Here is a 15,611-nt window from a genome sequence, read left to right as displayed (position 1 = left end):
CCCGTTGCTCCTTATGCGTCAGGTGATTGCACAGCCACGGCTGCACCATCGTTTAAACGCAATGTTCCTTCTACGACGACTTGCTCGCCTTCTTGCAAACCTCCACGAATTTGCACCCATCCCGGCTTACGCTTGCCTACTTGCACTTCACGCTTGCTTGCTTTGCCGTCGATAATCACAAAAACAAACTGTTTATCCTCAATAGGAAGCAAGGCTTTTTCAGGCACCACCAGCGTATTAAGTACCTGCTTTTGTAAGTTAATTTGTAGCAACATGCCGGGACGCAACGCATAATCGGGATTATCAACAATGGCGCGAACCTGGATTGAGCGGGTAATGGGATCAACGCGAGAATCAATACTCTTTATTTCCCCAATAAACGCATTGTCTGGATAGGCAACCGTTTTCGCCGTAACCTTCTGACCGATTTGCAGCGACGGTAGGTGACTCTCAGAAATACTGAAATCTACTTTGATTTTGCTCAAATCATCGAGCGTGGTGATGCTGTCTCCGGGTGAAACAAACGCCCCCACACTCACTTGGCGAATACCTAGCTTCCCTTTAAAAGGCGCGCGGATATTCAGCTCTTCTAGTTTAGCGCGAGCTACATCTCGCTGCGCCTTAAGAGCTTTTACTTTTGCTTCTTGTTCATCTAACAATTGTTGTGACGCGACACTCTTATTCGCCAGATCTTTTACACGTTTGAGTTGTCGTTTGGCTTCCTGCAAATTCACATCTAACTCTTTTACTCTGGCGTTTTCTTCACGGTTATCGAGCGTGAGTAGCAATTGATCTTTTTCTACACGGTCACCATCATCAAAATGCAGTTGATGAACTACCTCTGCTTTTTGCGCGGTTATTGTGACGGCTTCATTGGCTTTGGCTGTGCCCAAAGCCTCTACGATCACTTCAAACTCAGATTCTTTCACATCGTGCACCACCACGGGTGTAGCCCCCCCTCGTCGAGCGTTTTCAGCTTCCGCCTGAGGCCAGTTGAGGTAGGCCAGTAGTCCTGCTAGTGCAAGCACCGCAAAAGCCATCGGAGAGAGTTTGAAGGAGTTACTCATTGTCGATCCTTAAATCGTTCTATCCTGAAAAAGTTTGTCTTTTAGAGGCATTCATTTTTACAATGCAGTCATTGTCAGCCAATTTGTACGAATGACGTGCCATTTAGATTTATTTTACTTTTGTCTTGCTTAAGCGTGTTTGTGGGCTGTGAGCGTTCATTGCCTTCCACTCCTATGTGTCGGTCGTCAGTGGAAGACGCGCCCATTAAATCCACGCATGCCGCCTGTATTATTAGAATCGACGATCATCTCGTCGTTCTTCGAAAAAAAGCGCAATCGCATTTTTCACTTCCCGATGTGGCAGTCAACCATTCTCCATCACCCGCATGTGAACTTCACCGAGCGACATTTAGTGCAACGGGATTTAATGTTCACGTCACTCATATTTTAGGCGAATCTGCCGTGACGGATACCACATATTTTAATTGCCAACTCGCGGGAAATTTTGACAGTAGCACGACGTCTTTTCCTACTCCCTATTGGTCGCAAGACAAAACATCCGCTATTTTTGCAAAGGATCCATTCACCCTGACGCGCTTTGAATGGCACAACAGTGATGAACTTGTCACCGTGCTCGATATGTTCAATCAGTCAACCGAAAAACACCATGACAATCATCGTGTTGAATAAACTTTTCGACTCATTATTAAGGCAAATCTTGCTAACTGCATGATTTTCCCTCATCTCTTTTCTAAACTTAGACGTATTCACGTGAATAATTTTGCAGGTTTTATAGATAAGATTAATCCGAGAAACCGTTTTGGGCGTTTCTTTCTACCCTAAACCCGTTATACTGGTCGGATTAGTTGTCAAAGTGAAAAGAAGGATTAGACATGCCTCAGTACACTGCCCCTACAACCGACTTGCAGTTCTTATTGCACGATTGGTTAGGACTTGAAAAGCATTATCAGGGTCTCAATCTCGCTGAGTTAGACAAAGAATTGGTTAACGAAGTACTCGCGCAAGGTGCAAAATTTGCCGAGCAAGTGATAGCCCCGCTTAATCGTGAAGGTGACGAACAAAGCTGTACCCTAAAAGACGGCAAAGTTACAACACCAGAGGGCTTTGCTGAAGCCTATCAGGAATACATAGCCAATGGCTGGAACGCCATGTTAGGGTCGGCTGAGTTTGATGGTCAGGAACTCCCATACTCGATTGCCGTACCTGTACACGAAATGCTTAACAGTGCGAATGTCAGTTGGCGTTTGATTTGTATGCTAACGGAAAGCGCCGTATTAGCCGTTACCAAACACGCAGATGAAGCATTACAACAAACCTACCTGAGCAAGCTGATTTCAGGTGAGTGGACAGGCACCATGTGCTTAACCGAGCCACAGGCAGGCACAGACCTTAGCTTGTTAAGCACAAAAGCCGAACCAAACGATGACGGTAGTTATGCCATTACTGGTAGCAAGATTTTTATCTCTGGCGGTGATCAAGATTGGACCGACAATATTGCGCACTTAGTGCTTGCGCGCTTGCCAGATGCTCCAGCGGGTGTAAAAGGAATCAGCCTGTTCTTGGTGCCTAAATTTCTTGTAGATGAAAACGGTCAACCTGGCGAAGCCAACACGTTGTCGGTAGGCAGTTTAGAAAAGAAAATGGGCTTAAAAGCGTGCCCGACTGCGGTTATGAACTTTGACGCCGCGAAAGGATGGTTAGTCGGTGCACCGCACACGGGATTGGCCTGCATGTTCACCATGATGAATGACGCACGTTTTCAGGTTGGTTTACAAGGCTTGGGTATCGCAGAAGCGTCTTTTCAAGGTGCATTGAATTACGCACGTGAACGCCTTCAATCACGTGCACCACAAGGTGTACAAGCCCCCGATGCCAAAGCAGATTCAATCCTACATCAACCTGATGTCAGAAAAATGCTACTCACTCAAAAAGCCCTCACCGAAGGGTGTCGTGCATTGTCGATTTTGTATGCATCACAAATGGACATCGAACATTTTGGATCTGACGAAGAAAAAGCGAATGCCAGCAATGTCATTGCATTCTTAACGCCAATCGCCAAAGGGTTTATGACCGATATGGGCTCAGAAGTGAGCAACTTGGGCATTCAGGTTTATGGTGGCCATGGTTATATTCGTGAGTGGGGTATGGAGCAACTCGTTCGTGATGCGCGAATTACACAGCTGTATGAAGGCACCAACGGAATTCAAGCACTGGACCTCATCTCTCGCAAGCTCGCCAGAGACAATGGCAGCAAACTCGCTGCCACACATGGGCTATTTGCTTCTATGATTGAAGCTGTTGAAAATGCGGCTCTAAAATCACAAGCACAAACCTTGTTAAAAGAATGGCATGACACCTCTGTTGCTGTCGCTAAACAAGATGCCACCCAACTAGCAGGTGCAGCATACGACTACATGCATTACAGCGCTTACTGCCTTCTGGGTGTTTTATGGATCACAATGGCAGACAAAGCACAGCAAAGCGATAACCCTGTTCTTAGAGAGGGTAAATCGAATACCTGCGCATTTTTCTTAAAACGTTTATTGCCAAGAAAAGACGTGTTCAAAGCGAATTTGTTGGCGGATGCCGACGATTTACTGACTCCAAGCACTGAACAGTTTGATTATCAATAATTACCCGCGCTACATTATACCGCGAGTTCATTAAGCAAATACGAAAAAGGCGGTCACATCGACCGCCTTTGTTATTTCTGCATTCTAAGTTTTTAGTTGCTCGAGACGCATCGTGCGTTCGTGCATTGCTTCATGAGCAATCGATAATCGAAGAAGTCGATATCGCCATCGTTATCTAAATCTAACGCCGGATCTAGCTCCCCGCCAGTAAACATCAACATGCGCATCTGACGAAGGTCAAACGAGTCAACATCTCCATCACCGTCGAAGTCTCCTAGCAGACCTGCCGCTTTTTGAAGATTTACCGTCACCACTAATGGATCGTGATCTGAGCTTCTGTAAGGGCCCACTTCATCAAAGTTATAGCCTTTCTCATCTGGGTAGTAAGCCAGTGCTTGGTTATATTGCAGCTGATACGCTTCGTACGCATTAATACCCCAATGTGTTGCATCTACTACCTCTTCAGCAAATGCTGGCGATGCTAAAGCATGATCAAGACTGCCCACTTGCTCAGTCCCATAGAACCAATAGGAGTAACCGTTTTCGTCGTAAAGCTTACCAAGATTAATATAACCATATCCTTGGTCGACAACCACTGCTACACCGCCATCCATTTCAGTACGCTCAGCGGTTTTGATGTCATAACCGCGATCAGCTGCATTCACTTCAGTGAGTACGGCAATCGGATCTTCAGCAGAATACGCATTCATATCGCCTAATAACATCACACGCTCAGGTAAGTCAGAGGTTGCTAGGGTTTCTGCTAGTTTCACTACAGCCGATACACGTAACGCATTACATTTGCCCTGAATCACGTCCTGACTAGACGGGTTATTTGTATCTTCGTAACACTCGCTGCCTTTGGCACGAAGGTGATTCACAACCAAAGCAAAATCTTGCTCACTTTCAAGGTGAGTGAAAGACTGCACCAACGACGGACGCATACGCTTTAAATACCCATCAGGCATTGTTTGAATCGGCATTTCTATTACTTGCGCATCGCCTTTTAAGGCAACAACAGAAGGACGGAACAACAGCCCAACGGTCACAGCATCGGTTCCCACTTTGCTTCCATCCGCTGTCATCACGAAACTATACTGTTTCGCGGGCTCAAGCTTGGCATTTACCGCGTGTGTTAATGCCTGAATGGCACTTGCTGCATCAAAGCCATCATTTTCAACTTCCATTAGCCCGACTACGTCTGCATTCATATCAGCAATCGCTTGCGCGATACGCGCTTCTTGTAGTACGAAGGCTTCCATTGATGACGCACCTCGGTTGGCAGGGTAGTCAAACGTCACACCACCTTGTCCATCGGGCTGACCATTAAAGTAGTTCAATACATTGAATGTCGCGATGCTTAGATTACCCGCATCCACGTCTGGTGCAGACACACGGTTGCTGTACACCGTAATAGGCTCTACCGCATTCACTCGGAATTTGCCGTAGGCGTAATTTAACGGCCCGCGTGCGTCGAGGGTGTCGGCAACACGAATCGCATCATGGTAGCTAAAGTTAGGGTAGAAGCTTAACTGCGCTGGATAAGTAGCCGAAGAGTTATCTTCAATGACCAACAGATTACGCTTGTTTTCAGCATCAAGTTGATTGAATGCATCTGTATTAGGCGCAAACCTGTCTGACGGTTGCACCTTCAGCTTATCACTCACCTGCACTTCACCGTAACGCCACAAGCTGTTGACGCTAGTAACGGTCGCATCCACTACACTCACCATCATGCCTTCGTTTTGTTCAAGTACATCACTATGGGCAAATGGAATGTCTAGCGGGAAGGTAGAAACAGAAGCTGTCGCATCACATGCTGCCATGCCGCTCACATCAATCAAAGAGGTTAATCCGAAGACCTCTTCAACTTTTCCTGCTACGCGCACAACGGTATTGGCTGCTGGCAGGTCGGTGGTCGCCACGAAGATACCTTCAGACGTCGTTGCGTCACCATCTTCATCAGCCAGCTCTTCTTGTAAGAAGAAACCATTATCGCGCACTGCAGTAACCACACCTTCAAGGATCACTAACTCACCCGCCAACGGTGACTGATAGCCAGAACCCTGTACCGCGTGAATACGTGTTGCCTCTTCAAAACACTGACCTACAGCCAAGCCCGGCGCTGCCCCAAATTGCTCATAAGTGCCAGTACCCGGTGTACCATAATCGTTACCGTATTTTTGTTGAGATTCAGCCGCCCAATTCGTGCCGACATTATTGTCAGCCTGCGCTGCGCTGAGCACCATTGATGCGCCATTGGGATCTGGGAAGGTTGAACCGTTATCATAGTACACTTCATCGACAACCGTTCCATCTGCTTTTGCCAAGATAACTTCATCGGTACCATTACCCAAGAATACGTTGCTGTATACATAATTGGCATTTACACCACCATTTACAGCCGTATCACCGTTATTGGCAAACACTGCGTAGCCACCTGCTGGTACCACAACGTCTGTGGTAATTTGATGGCTGTCATTATCTTTGTCTTTGATAAACCAATTCTTGACATTCACAGCAATCAAGCCGCTGTTAAAGACTTCAAACCATTCGCCAACACTGTCGCTTACGCTAGACGGGTTTTGCATGATTTCAGTAATAACCAGATTGTAATACGCATCTCCCGTACCCGGTGTACCGTAGTTAGCATTTGTGTATGCATTATCCGTTGAGGCCTGTTCCCATTTGCTGCCGTCGTTATTATCACCCGCATAGTTTACCAATACCATCGAGCGTCCATTAGGATCAGGGAAGGTCGCACCGTTATCCCACTCTACGCGATCAACTTCTTCATTATCGGCATTGAGAATAACAAGCTTGTCACTGCCGTTACCTAGCGACATAACGCCACCGTAGACGTAATCAAAGGTAAGCCCACCGTTTACAGATGAATCGCCATCACGCCCTAGAATTGCATACTGTCCCATTGGTACAATCACATCTTGATTGATCACGAACGTGTTCGCATTCTCATCGGTAAAGGTCCAGCCATTTAAGTTAACAGCTGCAACGCCGGTATTTAGCACTTCAAACCATTCGCCATTTGAATCGCTAATGCCCGTCGGGTTTTGCATAATTTCTGTAATCAGCAATTGGCCTTTGGCTTCAACAGGCTCAGTTGGATCTGTGGGATCTGTGGGATCTGTTGGGTCCGTGCCACCATCGCCACCGTCGTGCGAACAAGCTTGGTTACCAAATATCGTTTCTACCCATTCAGGGTGATCAACAAACGGGTTTCGGTTTCCTTGGTATTCGTAAATGCGATTGTTGCGGTAACGCTCGGTGTTATCTACCGGATCAGCATTGTGCCATTCAATTAAGCGACACAAGTAGCCAAGATGCGGTTCTCCGTTGGCTGTAATACGGTTAACCAACGACAAGTCAGGTGTTGTGTCACTGCCCTGTCCTTCATAACGCACATCCATGTAAAACATCATGCGTGCCACATCGCCTTTCACTTCATTGCGAGGCTCAAACGAGTCAGCGTCTATTTTATTTGATGGAGCTTCTGTTAGCGCATTGTCGCTGTTATCAAAGTCAAGGTTATCACGGCTACTATTAATCGAAATATCTGTGGGACGTAAGTGATGAATATCAGTATACGCTTCCTGACTTTCATTTTTAAAGCCATGACTCTTAGGCCACGTATGCTCACGGTTCCAGTTATCAGGATCGTTATTTTGACTGCCACTTCCGTTCAACATTTTCGACATCGAGCGGCCAGAATACATTAAGATCACATTATCTGGATTTGCAGGGTCTACGTCTGTTTCAGTAAGCGCGGTCCAAACCTCAGAGTAAGTCAGGTTTTTATGTTCTGATGAAATCGCGTTGTTAATGGCGGTTTTAATCAACTCTGTTGAGGAACCCGCTGTGACTTCTGCAAGCACATTCGCGTAGTAGGCCGTATCGTCGAAGGTGTTGGCATCTTTAATTTTGTCTAAGGTTGGGCAATTGAAACATGGGGCGTTAGTACCCGGATCTGTGCCGCCGTTACCGCCACCATTGTCGCCGCCATCATTGCCGCCACCGTTGTCGCCGGTTGTTCCATCAGCAAACTGTTGTAACGGAAATGGGTTAGCCGCTGTGCTATTTTGTGTTTCACCATCAAGTTGATTTGTACCACTAAACTGCCATTCAGCAACGTTAAACACACCAGCGTTAGGCGCAGAGTTGCTATTACGGTATGCCCAGCCATCGAGATGATCCCATGCTTGACCTGTACCATCGACGTTAATATCGCCGAACACATCAACAACGGTATTATTACAGAATAGTTCGACTGCATCGTCACCATTGATTGACGCAGCAGAGGTAGTAAAATTCGGAGCGAATCCGAAGAACGCGGTAAAATTAGGTGCTTCTGATGCAACATATAAGTAGGTGCCAGCTAATGCTGCGCCTGCATCAAATGTGAATTCCTGACCATCAGAACCCTGACCGTTATTGGCAGAACCAATACCGCATTGGCTTAAGTCAGCAATATCGTTAATGACAAAAAGTTCTATGGCTTTTGGGGTACCACTGGACAGTGGGCCATCCACTACCCCCGTTATGATGATGTCGCTTGCTTGTACAGAATAGGCACACGCGAGCGCCAGCAATGCTGGAACACTACGTTTCATAGTCTCTCCTACCATGACTAATGTAGGGCCGATTATTTTTGTTATTATCGGCGAGGTTTATGTATTCGAATTTGGGGATAGTCGAATAGAGGAAGAGTTTAATATGTTTTTGTGACAGTTTTAAGTCAATTAGCTAAAAAAGCAGCATTTAATTTTAAAATTTAATACGTAAAGCGATATCAGCGATATGCAGAATGCAACCGCAATGAAAATTTAATACTTAACAATCAATTAATTAAAACCAAAAACCAATAAACCTCACTATACATCATCAATGATTAATATTTTTTTGATATGAATTTTAATACGAAAAAAATATTAACCGCAAAGTAAGAGAAGCGGCAGAACGAGCAAAGGCTAAAGACAACATTTAGCGCATCTTTAACAATTTTTATCGCTCTTAATTCTTTGCCATCGTTGTAAATGTATCTTTAAACCACGCATCGAGCATTGCTTTCTCGTAACGTAATGATTCATCATCAAAATACCGGTTAAGCTTATGATTAAAAGCCATATCTTTTAATTTCACATCGTCTTCCATCACCACAGCCCCTGTATTATCGTGAAGGGTATAATGCAGTTCCATTCTTGGAATATAGACATCTTTAATTAATCTAATTTCAGAGCCGCTGTTTCCCATTCCTACAAAAGATGCAGGCCAAACTTGGCCAGCCAAATCAACGTCAGTCACGGTAATTGTCAGGCTTTGTCCATCAGGTAATGTCGCTGCGAGATCAGATATATGTGATGTAAGTTGCTTTATCGTGCGCTCACGAAAGCGTTTATTGGATTCATTCGCGCCATCGATATCTGTATATTTTTCTGGGTTTTGCCAGTTAATTTCTACGTTTTGAATCTCATCTGTTGCTTTTGCAGCGACAGAAAACACAACAAGAGAGCTGAGTATAAGGGTAAATCGTGCTGTAATTCTCATAACACTGACTCCTCAATTGACTTATTCAAAGTATAGTATTTCCTAGTAATACTGTCTTTGTATAAAAAAGAGAACGTATCATTACGCCTACATTTCATTAAAAAAGGGGCCACAAAGTGACCCCAAACATGCGTTTTACAACGCTATTGCACAAACTAGTAAGGGCCGTCTAATTTGTTATCTGACTGCCACATGGCATGCCACACATCTGGCCCTCTTACGTAATAAACATGGTCACCGTGAATCACACTTCTGTCAGAGCCACCAAAGTAGTAACCACTTTCAGATTGCGGCGCGACCAATTCGTCAACTTCCGCTAATACAGGATCTTTAGTTGCACTATTCACCTCAAGCAGTAACAGACTATTACGCGTATTCATAAATAGAGATGATCTTGCAATATCCGTATCTGAAGACAGCGCCCGCCCATCAGGATTCTCAGTTGGCACGTGCCAAGCCTCCAATGGAATCGCAAAACGATACTGACCGTTAGTATTGGTAAACGTCAGTGCCTTGTAATCAAATTCTACTGGGGTATACGTGTTTTCTTTCACAATGGATGTCAATTCTTTTGGATTTTGTGGATCTCTGACATCAAACAAACTCATTTTCACGCCTGTTCTAACTGGAAGAATCACAACATCGTCAGTCACAGTGGTGTCATCATCATTAGACACATCGTCTGGGTCGCCATTCGTCGCAAGGTTTCCAGAGGAAGGAATTTCCACTTCCTGCCCCACACCAAGCAACAATCCATTCTCCATAGGGTGCAAATAGCTTGAAAAACCGGGTATTTCCAGACTACCTGCGACAAACGGCTGATCAGGTACGCTCAAATCAATTACGTATAAGGGATCTATTTGTTCAAAGGTGACGATATACGCTTTGTCGTTCATAAATCTAACCGCATACACATCTTCCCCTGGCTTGCCAATCGCTTCAGGTTGTTGCGCATTAGGCAATACAGCAACATCGTCTAACGTAGTTCCATTTTGCTGTAATACTGTTAGACGGTGGGAAGGCGTATCTCCTTGATAGTCAGTAGACACTACGCGCAGCATCCCCTGCTCTTCATCAACGCGAAGATTAGGCGCACCACGCCAACCCAATTGCCCTTTCACCATTCCCGACGCTTCGTAAGTTAACCCGTTTAGCGCAATTTTGTGAAAAGCCGTGCTTCCTTCAACATCCGACGCCAAATAAACATTCTCAGCTGACATGTACAACATGGATGCCTGAATACTCAAACATATCGACTCTCTATCATCTGGCTGAGACATATTGATTCGAGTGATCGTAAGCAGCTGCCCATAACCATCTTGTTCGTCTGCGTTAGCAGGAATATAGCAATCTGATACGGCATTCATTGGTGAAGTCACACCATTTACCGTCATAGTTGGCATTAAGGCATCGTCTGATACACTGCGAATGGCCTCATACGCCGCAATTTTCTCTTCGTCAGTTTCAGGAAAAGGCTTAATATCGTCAATGGCAGGCACATAACTGGTTGCCACGTATAATTGATTGTCGATACGGCGAGAGCCAAGTAACCACCCATCGATATCCATTTGCATAACGTCTTGGCTAGATGATGGGGTCGTTACATCAAACACCCCCATGCTCACTGCGGCTTTTCCAGGAGCCCAAGGTTCAATGCCAATCGCAGCAAGCGGATAAATTGGAAAAGACGCAGCCATAACCGCTAGTCGGTCTTTATGCAGATATAAACCTTCAATTTCTAGTTGTTCATTTTGCAAGGTAAGAGAAGACACTTCCGCCAACGAATAATCCGCTTTCCTTGCCATGACTTTCACTTTAGCGGGCTCTCTACCCTGCTCACTCCAAGAGGATGACGTGGCGACGTAGAGAAAATTTCCGTCATATTCAATGCGATCTGCTTCATCCACTCCCGCTTCTTGTGTGTTTGTGCTCGACACGCTACCGGCATCACCGAGCGCCGCTTCTGGGGTGGCTGTAATTTCAAAACGGGGCTGCCCTAGACCTAATGTGGCGGCATATACTCCATTTTTAAGATACTGACTGACTTTTTCCTCGCCAGCCTTGACCAACTCTCCAGCAAAGCCCTTTGGCGCTTTTACTTCTGGCGGCTTAGTTTGAGGATCAGGCTGCACGGGTTGTTGAGGCGTGGCTGTAACATCACCATCACCGGAACCGCCGCAGCCAGAAAGCATGACGCCTATCGCAATTACCAGTGCTGACATTTTCGTTTTTGGAAATTGCACGTTGTTTGTGTTCATCACCGTTTCCTTATGTTCGCATTTCACTCATTGCTTCACTGCCTCAATAGTAGATGTGCGCTTTTTACAAATCAGCAACAAAATAATACGAAATGTGAATATTTGTAACCCTGTACTGTGACATTCCTCAAGGTCTGGTAATCTATAGCAAGATTTAGCTAAATGAGAAGTTGATTGACTAAGTTTTTCATAGGCATAGCGCTGTACATAATGATTGCCAGTATCCCTATTGGTAACCACATTTACGCAGAAGAATACGCATCTGTGGTGGCTTCTGACGAGGTGAATGTTACCACCCACGAGTGGCAGTTAGGGGTAGCAATGGGGATTGGCGTCAAAACAAACCCACTGTTCGACGGCGACAACATCCCACTGCTTCTCATTCCCGATATTGCTTGGTATGGGGAAGCGTTTTATTTTGATAATGGCGAACTGGGGTATCAACTTCAGTTATCCAAACGCATGGCTATTGAAGGATTCGTTACGCCCGACACCGAGCGCGCATTTTTCAGTTTTCGCCACCCTGCTAACGTCTTTGCTCTGCCCAATATGTCTACGTCGGGTTTGCATGAACTCCCCAATATAAACGACGATGAAGGCACCCAATTTGACGTTTCGAAAGATGATGTCGCGAGCCGAGACTGGACGATGAATGCCGGCCTACGTATTCACTATTTTCTGAAGCAAAAAGAATGGCAAATTGCGTATCAGCATGATGCCCTTTCAGTGCATAACGGCGGTAAATTTTCTTTACATTACCGTCAACATTGGCAGATAAGTGAATGGAAGCTTTCTGCAAATGTGGACATTATCTGGAAAAGTAGTAAGTTACTTGACTATTACTACGGCATAGATGAACGAGATGGACTGGATTTTCGTTATCATTATAACGTGGATTCAGGTTGGCAGCCGCGTGTGGGAATCACTGCATCCAGACCGCTATCAGAAAATTGGGCGATTCTGGGCATGTTTAGCTATCAGCGCCTTCACGCAAGTTTATCCGACAGCCCTTTAATAAAAGACAATAATATCAGAAGCGCCTTTTTGGGTGTTGCGTACCGGTTTTAACAGGAGTCAGGATTGCAAAAAATTGGATGTTTGCTGATTGCCGCCTGCATAGTGTTATTTCCCTCTCCTCTTTTTGCGCAATCTCCAACATGGAAGGTGAAACCATCAATTTGTATCTCTCGAAATGTTGGAGATCGCTGCCGCATGGATATTCATATAGAGTTTGGTCATTTAGCACCAGGAGACTATTGCCTATATCAAGGCAAGCAAAAACTCCAATGCTTAACAGAAAACACGCGCCAACTTGGCACTACCGTTACTTTTTCACACAACATTGACTTAACCCTCATTGACTCCTCTGGAATACCTATTCTTACTCATCCATTGACCATCAAAGTCAGGCATATCGCCAACACACGCCGCAGAATCAAACAGCCTTGGAGCGTCTTCTAAATGAAAACCATACTTATCGTTGAAGATGATATTCGACTACAAACATTAATTGCTACATTTTTGCGGGAACAAGGCTTTGAGGTGGCGTGTCAGAATGATGGCGCGAATTTAGGTCACGTCGTTGCGAGTACTCAGCCCGATATTATTCTATTGGACGTAATGTTACCCGGCGAGGATGGGTTTTCACTATGTAAAAAGATCCGTAATGAATTTCATGGGCCACTGCTTTTCATGACAGCCAAAAGCAGCGATTTTGACCAAGTATTGGGGTTAGAGCTCGGGGCAGACGATTACATTATTAAACCCGTTGAACCGCGTGTTTTGCTGGCGCGAATTAATGCTTTGTTACGACGTGCTGCAACGCATCCTGACATTCATCCACTATCTGAGTCCCACTCTCTCACCTTTGGCACCCTTCACATTGATAAAAACTCTCGACTCGTCACCCTCGGCGACGAGAATATTTCATTGACCAGCCATGAGTTCGATATGCTGTGGAAATTAGCCAGCAATGCCTCGCAACTGGTGGAAAGGGAAGTCCTCTATCGAGAGTTAATTGGTCGAGAATACGATGGCCTAGACAGATCTGCCGATGTGCGTATATCTCGGTTGAGAAAAAAGCTTCATGACAATTCGCAACACCCTTTTAGAATTAAAACTATATGGGGCAAAGGCTTCTTTTTTGTGCCTGACGCATGGGATTAACCAGTGACACGTTTATTTCTTAGCTTATATGTGTTTCTTGCAATTGCACTCATTGGGCTAAGCGCAGTACTCGAGCCGCTGTTTTTTGATGATACTCAGTCGAGTAATCCACAAATAGAGACAATTGCGGAAATACTTAGCACGCACCAGACGCAAACAGACGACTTGCCTTCGCTACTTACCGTATCTGGCACGCCTTACCATATATTTAATATCGATGACATTGCTTGGCGTGAGGAAGACAATAAAATTCTCGCCCAACGAAAACCGCTCATTCTGTATGAAGAAGAGGGCAATGCGTTAATTTACTTGCAGCTCAACACGACGCAAATCATTGAAGTCGAGATTGCACGAGCAGTGCCTAAACAAGGCACTTTGCTGATTTACAGCGCTGTATTTTATCTGCTACTTGGTTTAATTATTTTCATTTGGGTCAGACCTTTATGGAAAGATCTTGATTACCTAAAATCCATTGCTGAAAACGTTCAACCCGATGGTTCGCTTGCTAAAGCCGAAGTCAGCAAAAACTCATTGATATTTAGTATCGCATCAGCCATCAACAGTATGAGTGAAAAAGTCAGACTGCTCATTCGTTCACAGCAAGAACTCACTGGCGCGGTGGCCCACGAGTTTCGCACACCATTGGCGCGTTTAAAATTCGCCTTAGCATTGCAATCTGAACAAGGCCCTCAAACTCTTGCGATGCAAGACGATGTCAAAGAATTAGAAAAGCTTGTTGAAGAAATGCTTGGCTATACGTCGATTGATGCTCAGGTTCCCGAAATGAATATTACGGATATTCCTTTGCAGCAATTATGCGAAACACGTATTGCACATATTCCTGAGTCAATGAAATCTAATACATCGGTACAGTTTCAGCCCAGCACTAAAGAGGTGTCTGAACACTCAATTACTATCAGTGCTGACAGCCACTTTATTGAGCGTGCCTTAGACAACCTATTACTAAACGCATGTCGTCATGCACACTCTCGCGTAATCGTTCAGATTAAAGAAGAAAAAGATCACTATCAGATTCATGTTGAAGATGATGGTGAAGGGGTTGATATCACGCTCCGAGAGAAAGTATTTGAGCCTTTTTATCGCCCAGACCAAAGCCGCAATAGACATCGCGGAGGCGCAGGACTCGGATTGGCGATTGTAAAACGAATAATGGAGTGGCATAAAGGAGCGTGCTTTGTAGCGTCCTCGTCATTAGGGGGAGCCTGTTTCGTGTTAAGCCTCCCCAAGAGAGTAACGACAGCAAGGTAATCGGTTGATTTTAAGCCGTCACCACACCAGCTCTGCTGCTAGCCTTAACCTGAAGCGAAGTGAACTAGCGCGATTCCTCAATTTACAGCCAGTACGTCACTTTGGCTCATTTGCGTACACACATAACGTAGTTCCGCACCTTGAATATTCGGATTAATATCACCGCCTATACAATAGTGTTTATAAAATTTATTAACGGACTCTGTACTCGACAATACCTCTGAAAAATACCGTTTCTGATACCCTTTCAAGTTCGGTAAACCAACGTAAATAGCCCCTTCCAGAGATGAAAGCATTTTCTTTTCGCCAATCTCCGATACTTCAATCATCCAGTTCGACACACTGTCGTGAATATCACCAAATAAATATTGAACAAACGGCGAACGTATCAGCCAAACGAAGATAAGAATTTCAACGAGGATTACAAAACTTTTCCACATAGATAGCTAAATTGATAAAGGTGGGTGTCTCTCACTAAACAACAATATTAAAGTAAAATGTGCAAAAGAACACCTTTTCGTATTATTTACGATAATAAATAGGTGTTTAATAATATATCTGAATAACACCCGTTCTTTTGAAGGCGCCGTAAAACTGAGGCCTGAGAATAAGGTACAACGAAAACAATCGTAAAACGCAAGTAACGTTAACGTATACATGTAAATACGAATTCCCATTTTCTTTTCCATCGCACG

At 44.9% G+C, this 15,611-nt stretch carries 11 protein-coding genes; 6 read left to right on the top strand and 5 right to left on the bottom strand.

Annotation, left to right across the window (positions count from 1 at the left end):
* Window positions 1-11: 11 nt before the first annotated feature.
* Window positions 12-1,067, bottom strand: coding sequence for an efflux RND transporter periplasmic adaptor subunit (locus OE749_RS08780; RefSeq protein ID WP_263712074.1), 1,056 nt, complete (start codon window positions 1,065-1,067; stop codon window positions 12-14).
* Window positions 1,068-1,226: 159 nt separating this feature from the next.
* Here OE749_RS08780 and OE749_RS08775 point away from each other — a divergent pair, with 159 nt between their 5' ends.
* Both OE749_RS08775 and OE749_RS08770 read left to right on the top strand, forming a co-directional pair.
* Window positions 1,227-1,697: a hypothetical protein gene (locus OE749_RS08775; protein ID WP_263712073.1), complete on the top strand. Its 471-nt coding sequence runs from the start codon at window positions 1,227-1,229 to the stop codon at window positions 1,695-1,697.
* 203 nt (window positions 1,698-1,900) lie between these two features.
* A complete protein-coding gene (locus OE749_RS08770) occupies window positions 1,901-3,661 on the top strand; it encodes an acyl-CoA dehydrogenase family protein (protein ID WP_263712072.1) in 1,761 nt (586 codons plus the stop codon).
* A gap of 92 nt (window positions 3,662-3,753) precedes the next feature.
* Here OE749_RS08770 and OE749_RS08765 read toward each other — a convergent pair whose 3' ends face one another.
* The 3 genes from OE749_RS08765 to OE749_RS08755 form a co-directional block, all read right to left on the bottom strand.
* Window positions 3,754-8,289 (bottom strand): ExeM/NucH family extracellular endonuclease, encoded by a 4,536-nt coding sequence (locus tag OE749_RS08765; protein WP_263712071.1) that lies wholly within the window; start codon window positions 8,287-8,289, stop codon window positions 3,754-3,756.
* A gap of 400 nt (window positions 8,290-8,689) precedes the next feature.
* Entirely contained in the window at window positions 8,690-9,223 is a 534-nt protein-coding gene (locus OE749_RS08760; RefSeq protein ID WP_263712070.1) for a DUF3016 domain-containing protein, read from the bottom strand.
* A gap of 155 nt (window positions 9,224-9,378) precedes the next feature.
* On the bottom strand, window positions 9,379-11,481 hold the full coding sequence (locus OE749_RS08755; protein WP_263712069.1) for a beta-propeller domain-containing protein: 2,103 nt from the start codon (window positions 11,479-11,481) through the stop codon (window positions 9,379-9,381).
* A gap of 174 nt (window positions 11,482-11,655) precedes the next feature.
* Here OE749_RS08755 and OE749_RS08750 point away from each other — a divergent pair, with 174 nt between their 5' ends.
* Genes OE749_RS08750 through OE749_RS08735 form a run of 4 tightly spaced genes read left to right on the top strand, consistent with a single transcriptional unit; the run spans window position 11,656 to window position 14,916 of the window.
* Complete coding sequence (locus tag OE749_RS08750; RefSeq protein WP_263712068.1) at window positions 11,656-12,549, top strand: MipA/OmpV family protein; 894 nt, start codon at window positions 11,656-11,658, stop codon at window positions 12,547-12,549.
* 12 nt (window positions 12,550-12,561) lie between these two features.
* On the top strand, window positions 12,562-12,942 hold the full coding sequence (locus OE749_RS08745) for a DUF3019 domain-containing protein (protein WP_263712067.1): 381 nt from the start codon (window positions 12,562-12,564) through the stop codon (window positions 12,940-12,942).
* Complete coding sequence (locus tag OE749_RS08740; protein WP_263712066.1) at window positions 12,943-13,647, top strand: response regulator; 705 nt, start codon at window positions 12,943-12,945, stop codon at window positions 13,645-13,647.
* A 3-nt stretch (window positions 13,648-13,650) separates the two neighbouring features.
* Window positions 13,651-14,916, top strand: a complete 1,266-nt coding sequence (locus tag OE749_RS08735; protein ID WP_263712065.1) for an ATP-binding protein — start codon at window positions 13,651-13,653, stop codon at window positions 14,914-14,916.
* Between the two features lie 77 nt (window positions 14,917-14,993).
* Here OE749_RS08735 and OE749_RS08730 read toward each other — a convergent pair whose 3' ends face one another.
* Window positions 14,994-15,356, bottom strand: a complete 363-nt coding sequence (locus OE749_RS08730; RefSeq protein WP_263712064.1) for a hypothetical protein — start codon at window positions 15,354-15,356, stop codon at window positions 14,994-14,996.
* Between the last annotated feature and the right edge of the window lie 255 nt (window positions 15,357-15,611).

The sequence above is a fragment of the Fluctibacter corallii genome (assembly GCF_025751585.1).
GTDB lineage: Bacteria > Pseudomonadota > Gammaproteobacteria > Enterobacterales > Alteromonadaceae > Fluctibacter_A > Fluctibacter_A corallii.
Note: the sequence above shows the minus strand (reverse complement) of the source record. Positions and strands in the feature narration are given on the sequence as shown.

Coding starts and splice junctions, on each gene's coding strand:
- OE749_RS08780 (WP_263712074.1), bottom strand. CDS start 1,067: ATGAGTAACTCCTTCAAACTCTCTCCGATGGCTTTTGCGGTGCTTGCA.
- OE749_RS08770 (WP_263712072.1), top strand. CDS start 1,901: ATGCCTCAGTACACTGCCCCTACAACCGACTTGCAGTTCTTATTGCAC.
- OE749_RS08765 (WP_263712071.1), bottom strand. CDS start 8,289: ATGAAACGTAGTGTTCCAGCATTGCTGGCGCTCGCGTGTGCCTATTCT.
- OE749_RS08760 (WP_263712070.1), bottom strand. CDS start 9,223: ATGAGAATTACAGCACGATTTACCCTTATACTCAGCTCTCTTGTTGTG.
- OE749_RS08755 (WP_263712069.1), bottom strand. CDS start 11,481: ATGAACACAAACAACGTGCAATTTCCAAAAACGAAAATGTCAGCACTG.
- OE749_RS08740 (WP_263712066.1), top strand. CDS start 12,943: ATGAAAACCATACTTATCGTTGAAGATGATATTCGACTACAAACATTA.
- OE749_RS08730 (WP_263712064.1), bottom strand. CDS start 15,356: ATGTGGAAAAGTTTTGTAATCCTCGTTGAAATTCTTATCTTCGTTTGG.